A 6,971-nucleotide genomic window follows, 5' to 3' on the forward strand; every position below is an offset into this window, starting at 1 on the left:
CGGTCTTCATGTTGTCAAAAATACCCCGCCGTGGCACGCCACCGAGTACGCGGAAGGCCTCGGTAAGCGCATCAAAAAGCATCTCGTGGGTCTGCAGGGGATAGGCCCTGAGTATGAAGGCCCGGCTTAAGGACAGTTTGGTGTGGGCAACCTGCAGCTTGACGCGATGCCCGGCAATGACCGCCCAGTCCTCGCCCCAGTCGAACTGAAAGGCTTCCCCGGGCTAGAAGCGCAGGGGCATAAAAACACCACGACCCGTTGTCTGGCACTGCCTAGTGCTGTTCGTGTTTCCACTGCCTGATGAAAGCAGCCACCCGTCCATAGGATTCATCATAGCCCAGTGCCACAAGATCCTCATGCAGTCGCCGCGCCGTGCGCCGGTTCTTGCGGAATCGGGCGGCTTCCAGGACCAGCCATCCCCTCAGCCTGTCAGCAAACGGGTCCAGTCGGCCGGGACGTTCGGGGACCTGGAACCGCGGTTCAATACTCTGTGCCCGGAGATATTTCCGGATTGTATTGCGTGACAGTCCCGTCCGGCGTTCGATCTCGCGGATCGGAAGATGATCCCGGCAGTGCCACCGACGGATCACACTCAGAAGCTCCATGTCAATCACTCCTCACACCCCCAGAAGAGGATGCCGGGGAGTGTGGAGGCATGGGTCAAATCTCGATGAAAATTTCCGCCCTACACGGGGCAGTTCTCAGTGAAAATCAACATTCTAACGACCTTATCTTCATCTCAGCCATATTCCTGTAATGAATGCGCTGAAGTTCCGGAACAAGAGAACCTCCTGTTGCCCAGATAACATGTGTCGCGTGATCTGGAACGATCTGATGTCTCTTCAGATATTTCCGCCCTGCTTTGGTTTCATTAAGCCATATTGGCCCGCGCAGTCCGGCCGCTGCAGATGGTTCCAGTAAAAATCCCAGATATTTTTCTACAAGAGCCATATTTTCATATAACTCGTCATCGGAAACCGTAAATACGCCTGCCAGCATTTCCTGAATGCGACGCGCGACAAACAACGACGCCTGTCCGACGGCAAGTCCGTCGGCTTCCGTTTTGTTATCCAGTCCGATTTCTGCAACGGAGACCGGCTCCATCTGGCCAGAACATAACTGGAGCAGCATGGAAGGTGATGCAACCGGTTCGGCAAAAAAGCAGTGTACGTCTGGGCCAAAAATCGCTTTCAGCCCGACCGTAATGCCGCCAGGTGCACCGCCTACCCCGCACGGTAGATAAACCAGCAACGGCGTCTGGCTGTCCACCTTGCGCCCGACCGCATGCAATTGCATTTTCAGTTCCAGTGCTGCGGTTGCATAGCCGTAAAACAAAAGGGCGGATGCTTCATCGTCAACAAAGTAGTCGGACTCTTGCATGAGCGAACGCGCCGTCGCAACTGCGGTGGAATAGTCCCCCTGATGTTCAACGACAGCCACGCCCCGCGCCACAAGACGATCTTTCTTCCATTGTCTGGCATCGGCAGACATATGGACTTCCGATCTGAACCCAAGGGCAGCCGACAGGGTACCGATTGCAAGGCCCAGATTTCCAGTGCTGCCTACGAGGATCTTATGTGCGGAAAAGAGTTCTCTGGCCGCCTCTCCTGCCAGACAAAGCCTGTCAGAGTCGGGATTGATGATGCCATGGTCAAGCGCCAGTTTTTCGGCATAGGCGAGAGCCTCGTGAAACCCACCCCGCGCCTTGATCGAACCTGCGACTGGAAGCAGGTCATCACGCTTGATGAACCACGCACCTGGCGCGGTTACGGGCGAACATGTGGCCAGTTTCCCCGCATCGGTCAGGGGAGACTCAATTCGACCATCTGTCGGACCCAACTCGTTGAAGAGTGTTGCCAGAAGTGGTTCACACCGTTTGAATCGCGCGCCTGCATCAGCGATTCCAGCTAATATAGACTGATCAGGGCGGCAGTTAGGGGGCAGCCGATCATTAAGCCAGAGACAACGCTTTTTCGTGCGCAAGTAATCTATAATATGGCTATAATCTTTGCTATTCGTCATTTCACGCGGCCTGAATGATGCTGGTCTGGCGACGATGTGTAGCGCGTCGTGGCATCCGGCGGAAACGATATATTCTAATTGATACATTAGTGGAGCTAATGGATATGCCTCTGCCCTCAACATCTGTTCTGGGAGCGCTTCGCAGCTTTCATGTCGTCGCAACGAAGCTCTCCTTTACGAGGGCAGCCACCGATCTGTGCGTAACCCAGGGAGCGGTCAGTCAACAGATCAGGCTGCTTGAACAGCATCTTGGCCTCAGATTGTTCATACGATCTGCGCGTACCCTGACATTAACAGGAAAAGGAGAGGCATTGCACAAAGTCATGACACGTGTGTTCTCGGATACCGAGGCTATTCTTGAAGAACTACAGACACCCGATGCGCCTCTGCAGATAAGTTGCTCGCCTTCGTTTGCCCTGCATTGGTTGACGCCCCGTCTTGCGGATTTTAACGCACGGCATCCTCATGTCCCGGTTCGACTTGTTGCAGAGTTTCAGGATCTGGATTGCGAGGAACTTGCACGAGGCCGTATCGATATCGCCATTCGTTACGACCCAAAACAATACAATGATGTGGCGGCGGAAGACCTGCTTGATGAGTTTATTATTCCTGTATCGACACCATCATTTGCAGAAAAAGAACAACCGCTGGAAATAAGAAATGTCCACCTTCTGCACGATAACGAACCGTGGACAGGTGCCCCTGAATATTGTGAATGGAATGACTGGATAAAAGAAAATACGGACGATTACAAATGCACGGTTGGCGGATCGCAGTTTAACCTGTCCAGTCTCGCGCTGGGATCTGCTCTGAAAAATCAGGGTATGGCAATGGGTAGAATGGCCCTGGTGTATGACGACATTCTTTCTGGAAGACTTGTTTTCCCATTTGGGAAGCCGGTGCCTGCAAGAGCACGTTATGTCCTGATCTGCCGTGATGCCGCAGACAGGAGAGTAAATGTTTTCGCGAACTGGTTAAGAACCGAATGTGCCCATTTTCGGCGACAGCGAGACAACATGTTGAAATCCATGCCAACGGAGGACCGTTCATTGAAAAGCAGATGATTGCCCGCCCGACGGGGATACCAGCGCGCGTAAGACGATATCAAAAAAGTGCCCGCACCATGAGAGAAAACTACCCATGTAGAAGTATTTAAAAAAGCAGTTACCAAATGACTGACATAAGCCTGTAGTAATCCGTTTACTCAATGCCTATCAATGACGAAGCTTACCAGATTATGCTCATATTGGGTCAGTTGCCCCAACCCGGCAGCGTTGTGTATAGGCACTGGGGCTATATCCGGTGTTTTTTCTAAAGGCGGCAGCAAACGCGCCCAGACTTTCGTAACCGACTGCGGCGGCGACATCGGTCACACGTTCGCGTCGCGCCAGCCTCTCCTGCGCATTAAGAATACGCAGGCGCTGCCGCCAGACTGAAAACTGCATTCCCGTATCAGCGGTAAAATGGCGGATGAAAGATCGTAAAGACATTCCTGCCATATCTGCCCACTCCTGCTGTCCTCGTGGATCAGCAGGAGTGACACTCAGGGCTTCTGCGATCCGCTTTAGCCGAGCATCTTCGGGAAAAGGTAGTGAAACAGAATGACGCGGAATGGACAGGAATTCATCCCAGAAGCTTTCGGCCAGCCTTGTAAAGCTGTCCTGCCATATTGCCTCTTTGGCATTTTGCGACAGACGTTCAACCTGAGCCATCAATAACCGCGTGCAGTCGGCCACAAAAGGCTTCTGTGCAACTGAAGAATACCTCTCAGCAGTAATATACAGATTCCAGCCTGCGATAGCACCGTGGGGGCGTGCTTTATGAACAAAGCCAGGAGGCAGCCAGAGAAGCTGCCCCGGCCCGATTAGCCAGTAGGAATTTTGAGTCATAACGGCCATAACACCGCTTTCCACGACGAATATCTGCCCCTTTTCGTGAACATGCAGGTCAGTGGTTCGGCGGTTCGTCTGTCTTACGGGACTTCCAGATAGCCAGAGAGCGCCCCATGACGGAGCAGGATTTTCTGATAAAAAGGAAAACGGTTTGGCGTGCATGAGTCGAATTATGGCCTACGGTCGGCAGAATGCCAAAGGCATCTCCTTTATAATCTTCTGGTCCACTCAATTCACAAGATTAAAGGGGATTTCATGTCTTCCACACACCACGAGCAGATCATCAGGGAAATGTTCACCACATTCACGGACTTTGGTTCAACTCCGGATAAGCTGCTGGATTTCATGACGCCGGACTATCGGCAATTTGTCGATGGACGTGAAATGACGTTGGACGACCTTCGGGTTCACACACATGCCTTACGCAACGCTCTTGGTGCGTTGGAAATAGATATTCAGCATGTCGTATGTGAAGATGATAAGGCTGCCACTGTGCACGTGGCTCGTGCAACACGTCGTTCCGGCGAGCAAAGTCTGATCAAGGTTATTGCCTTTTATCAGTTTCGAGAAGGCCGCATCTGTCTGGTGGATGAACTGACGCACGTTCTGGAAGGTAGTGGAAGCGATCGGGCGCTTGGGGCGCTACAATGAGAAAACCCAGTTAGGTTCTGTTGACAAAAGACAGTAGCCACAATTTCACGGCTGCGAGGTTAAGAAAGGCGAGGAACGATTTTCTTGTCTTGTCATATCGTGTGGCGATACGTCGGAACTGCTTCAGTTTGTTGAACATCCGCTCGATACGGTTTCGATCCCGATCCCGATAACGACGGAAGTCGCAGGGAATATCCTCTGTGCGATTTGAACGCGGTGGGATTACGGGAAGAATGCCTCGAAAAAGCAGGTTCTCTCGTATCCTGTCACTATCATACCCCTTGTCGGCCAGAAGTCGGCGCGGTGTCATGACCGGCAGGTCCATCAGGGCATCAGCGCCGGAATAATCAGAAACTTCACCCCCCGTCAGGTCGAAGCCAAGAGGGCGTCCCTGACCGTCAGCACGGGCGTGGTTCTTGCTCGTAAAGCCGCCGCGGCTTCGACCAAAGCCTTCCTTATGCGTCCCCCTTTTGCGCCAGCCGCCTGGCTGTGAGCCCGAACGACCGTGCTGTCGATCATGTGCTGCCAGTCATCGGTCAGACCGAGTTCAACCAGCGTTTCCAGCAGAGCGTCCCAGACACCTTGCTCTGCCCACCGACGGAACCGCACATAGACCGAGTTCCATTTTCCGTAGCGCTCATGCATGTCCCGCCATGGGCAACCGACACGCAGGACATAAAGCATTCCATTGAGAAACAGACAGTTATCCTGTGCCGGTCGTGACCAACGGCCACGTTCAGGCGGCAGCAGGCCGCCAATGATCGCCCATTCCTCGTCCGTCAGGTCGCCACGCATCCACCGGTCTCCGCAAAGACCAACGTTGAATCACGTCCAAGTCAGTCTGAAAAGACCTTTTGTCAACAGAACCTAGGGCCTGTTAGGCCTTGATGTAGTCTACTGTAGCAGCGATGAGAATGACGGAAAGAAAGGACGCGGCTGTCTTTTCGTATCGGGTCGCGGCGGCCCGCCACTCCTTGAGTCTTGCGCACAGGTTTTCGACCAGATGCCGGTGTCTGTAAGCCCATTTGGGACAGGCGATTTCCGGATCATTCTTCCTTGGCGAATGACGGGACGAACTCCCCGGTCCCAGAGATATTCACGGAATTTATGCGAGGCATATCCACGATCACAGACGACATAGGTCGGTGGGTAAGGCAGATCGTCGAGCAAGGAATAAGCGGATGGCAGTTCATGTGCCTGTCCGGGCGACAGTGTGAAAGACAGCGCCCTGCCATGTCCATCCGCGGCTACGCAGACCCTGGTGCCAAAGCCTCCACGTGAGCGGCCAGGCGCCTTACGATCTCTGCGGCGTCCACTGTATCCCCTTTTTTGGCGGCCCCGGCCGCCTTGTGATGGGCACGGATCGTCGTGCCATCGAGAAAAACCATGCCGAGGACCTGATCTTTGTCTTTAACCTTTTCAAAGAGGTGCTGCCACACCCCAAGCTTCGACCAGCGAATGAACAACTGTGCGGCAATCCTCCAGGGACCGAACTCAGATGGCAGAGCGCGTCATTTTGCACCGTTCTGATGGCGCCAGAAAATCGCAGATATCGTCCCTCGAAGGTTCTTCGGCGGGGTCTTCCCCTTCGGACGGACTTCCTCGATCAAAGACTCCCAGACGGACCATGCGGTATCAGAAAAGACAGACTGCATCATGCTCATCATAAACAGCTATGAAGTCCGTTCTGTCATTCAAGGACTAACAGACCCTAATTCGAGCAGATGCTCTCATTTCAGATATGAAGTGTCTGCTTTCGGAAAACACAAATGAACTGGTGAATGACTGCAATGAAGGCGTAAGTAGCCTGCCGCTTGCCATGCGCTGAGCAGATATATCACTTGCGCTTCATCTCGGACATTTGCGGGTGGCTGAAAATTACACAAAACTGGACATTGGTGGATTTCTGCCAGCCTATTTTCCATTTGGTGTATGCGCGCGGTTTTTCTATATATTAGAGCCTGAATCAGAAAGCGGTTTGATTTATTTTCCGCAGAATCCTGCGGATATGGGCAATCATCAACCACGCGTGGGATGACGAGATTGTTGCCTCGACATCCTTCGTGAGGCGACGGCAACGTCCGAGCTATGCAAAGCTGCGTTCCACGATCCAGCGTTTGGGCAGGACGACGAAGCCTTTGGCGCGATCGCTACGTTTGACGATCTCGATCATCCATCGGCCGAGTTCAGCCGACGCACCACGCAACTTCTCGCCAGCATATCCCCCGTCACCGATCAGATCGCGAAGCCAGGGAAACAATGAGCGTATCCTGACCTCTATCGTAAGCTCCCGGCGACTGACGCCTTGCTGAATACTTCTGGCCTGGTTCAGCTATGAAGCATGAACGATTTAAGAGATAGGGACGCGGTACTACCTGCGAGTGTCGCAGGTAGTACCGCAGAGAG

General features: G+C 53.3%; 6 protein-coding genes and 3 pseudogenes. 3 read left to right on the top strand and 6 right to left on the bottom strand.

Translation table 11 applies throughout. From position 1 onward, the window contains the following. Together istA and ACBR42_RS16640 are read right to left on the bottom strand one after the other, a co-directional pair. Positions 1 to 605: pseudogene (gene istA, locus ACBR42_RS16635) on the bottom strand (IS21 family transposase); the annotation flags it as partial. 106 nt (positions 606 to 711) lie between these two features. Then, on the bottom strand, positions 712 to 2,022 hold the full coding sequence (locus tag ACBR42_RS16640) for a D-serine ammonia-lyase (RefSeq protein ID WP_371208775.1): 1,311 nt from the start codon (positions 2,020 to 2,022) through the stop codon (positions 712 to 714). 98 nt (positions 2,023 to 2,120) lie between these two features. On the opposite strand from ACBR42_RS16640, the gene ACBR42_RS16645 reads away from it, so the two are divergent. Then, positions 2,121 to 3,086 (top strand): LysR substrate-binding domain-containing protein, encoded by a 966-nt coding sequence (locus ACBR42_RS16645; RefSeq protein ID WP_371208776.1) that lies wholly within the window; start codon positions 2,121 to 2,123, stop codon positions 3,084 to 3,086. Positions 3,087 to 3,263: 177 nt separating this feature from the next. Here ACBR42_RS16645 and ACBR42_RS16650 read toward each other — a convergent pair whose 3' ends face one another. Continuing rightward, positions 3,264 to 4,076 carry a helix-turn-helix transcriptional regulator gene (locus tag ACBR42_RS16650; RefSeq protein ID WP_371208777.1) on the bottom strand — a complete coding sequence of 271 codons (813 nt, stop codon included), beginning with the start codon at positions 4,074 to 4,076 and terminating at the stop codon, positions 3,264 to 3,266. A gap of 93 nt (positions 4,077 to 4,169) precedes the next feature. Here ACBR42_RS16650 and ACBR42_RS16655 point away from each other — a divergent pair, with 93 nt between their 5' ends. Further along, positions 4,170 to 4,565, top strand: a complete 396-nt coding sequence (locus ACBR42_RS16655) for a nuclear transport factor 2 family protein (RefSeq protein WP_371208778.1) — start codon at positions 4,170 to 4,172, stop codon at positions 4,563 to 4,565. Positions 4,566 to 4,575: 10 nt separating this feature from the next. On the opposite strand, the gene ACBR42_RS16660 is transcribed toward ACBR42_RS16655, so the two are convergent. Beyond that, a protein-coding gene (locus ACBR42_RS16660) for an IS5 family transposase (RefSeq protein WP_371208779.1) occupies positions 4,576 to 5,360 on the bottom strand; the annotation gives its coding sequence in 2 pieces (ribosomal slippage) (positions 4,576 to 5,027 and positions 5,027 to 5,360; 786 coding nt in all). An 82-nt stretch (positions 5,361 to 5,442) separates the two neighbouring features. Further along, positions 5,443 to 6,220, bottom strand: a pseudogene (locus ACBR42_RS16665) (IS5 family transposase). 212 nt (positions 6,221 to 6,432) lie between these two features. Here ACBR42_RS16665 and ACBR42_RS16670 point away from each other — a divergent pair. Then, positions 6,433 to 6,603, top strand: a complete 171-nt coding sequence (locus ACBR42_RS16670; protein ID WP_371208780.1) for a hypothetical protein — start codon at positions 6,433 to 6,435, stop codon at positions 6,601 to 6,603. Here ACBR42_RS16670 and ACBR42_RS16675 read toward each other — a convergent pair. Further along, positions 6,532 to 6,834, bottom strand: a pseudogene (locus ACBR42_RS16675) (transposase); the annotation flags it as partial. The gene ACBR42_RS16670 and the pseudogene ACBR42_RS16675 sit on opposite strands and share 72 nt — an antisense overlap. Positions 6,835 to 6,971: the final 137 nt, after the last annotated feature.

Source organism: Komagataeibacter sp. SM21 (assembly GCF_041402665.1).
In the GTDB taxonomy this organism is placed as follows: domain Bacteria; phylum Pseudomonadota; class Alphaproteobacteria; order Acetobacterales; family Acetobacteraceae; genus Komagataeibacter; species Komagataeibacter saccharivorans.

Coding starts and splice junctions, on each gene's coding strand:
- ACBR42_RS16645 (WP_371208776.1), top strand. CDS start 2,121: ATGGATATGCCTCTGCCCTCAACATCTGTTCTGGGAGCGCTTCGCAGC.
- ACBR42_RS16655 (WP_371208778.1), top strand. CDS start 4,170: ATGTCTTCCACACACCACGAGCAGATCATCAGGGAAATGTTCACCACA.
- ACBR42_RS16650 (WP_371208777.1), bottom strand. CDS start 4,076: ATGCACGCCAAACCGTTTTCCTTTTTATCAGAAAATCCTGCTCCGTCA.
- ACBR42_RS16640 (WP_371208775.1), bottom strand. CDS start 2,022: ATGACGAATAGCAAAGATTATAGCCATATTATAGATTACTTGCGCACG.